General features: G+C 42.2%; 1 protein-coding gene. It reads left to right on the forward strand.

The window, feature by feature from the left end; genetic code table 11:
- A partial coding sequence (locus DKW60_RS23870; protein ID WP_219988873.1) for an RHS repeat domain-containing protein occupies nucleotides 1-1233 on the forward strand: 1233 nt, incomplete at both ends.

Below are 1233 nucleotides of genomic sequence, written 5' to 3' on the forward strand. Positions count from 1 at the left end.
AATGGTGCCAAGTACCATTGATCTTGCGGAATTTTATACCAATCGATCCAATTCCTACTTATCTGTTGCGAAACAAAAAGCTGCTCAATCAAATACTAAAACCAGACAAGCAGCTTCGAAAGAGAGGTCTGCTGGTAATTGGGAAAAAAGGGCGTCAAGGTACAAAGAATTAGCAATAAAACAAGTAGCAAGAGCAAGGAAGGAAACGAAAAAGCTTACTGCGCTCACAGAGAAAATAGAAGACTATAAAAATGTCATTGATGGAATTGAACGTAGTTTGGATACCAAAAATGATGATAGTGCTATGGTTGTTCTTTGGGAGGCTTCAGGGCGTGATGCTTCGGGTCGTTTACGCAGCGATTGGGTGGGGAATGGCCTGGTCACTAACCGAGAATTTGATCCGTACAATGGTCACCTTAGAAACATCACCACAGGTATAGGCGGTGATTTCGATCTGATTCGTGATATCGACTATACCTACGATGAAGTTGATAATGTTAAAACGCGGCATGAGCGATATCAACGTACGGTCAACGCCTATGTTAGTATCGATAATACCTACACATATGATGAGTATGATCGATTGGATACTGTTACTTCTGTACATTCAGCAGGTAACAGCCAAAACTACGATTATGACTATGATCTGCATGGAAATATAGTCTATAAATCAGATGCCGGAACGATGACTTATGATGATGGTAACCGACTTTCCACGCTCAGGGGTGTTGCTGGGAGCCGTGATTATAAGTACGACTTGAATGGCAATATCGCAACCGATGGTAAAAAAACCTATAAATGGACAGGCTTTAATAAACCTAGTCAGATTCGTCAGGGAAGCAAAAAAACGGATTTCATCTATGGACCAGATAATAACCGAGCCATGCAAACACGCTGGGCAAAGGGCAATATCGAGAAGACATATTACGTAAGCAAAGCCTATGAATATGTGATTAGTAACCAAGGCTTAACGGATCAATATGAGCAAATGAAGCACCATATTTATGCGGGCAAAGAGGTGGTTGCGATACAGGTTCGTTCAAAGCTTAATCATAAGCAGCAGCCAGATGTAACTCGTTACTTGCATAAGGACGCTCTCGGTAATATTGACACGATTACGGATGCTAACGGTAAAATTGTGCAGCGAGCGGAATTCGACCCGTTTGGTAAGCGCACTACTATGTTAAGCCTGTCAGATGATCCTTGGACAAGCCGTGGTTATACGGGTCATGA

This window comes from Leucothrix pacifica, from assembly GCF_003172875.1.
Classification (GTDB): domain Bacteria; phylum Pseudomonadota; class Gammaproteobacteria; order Thiotrichales; family Thiotrichaceae; genus Leucothrix; species Leucothrix pacifica.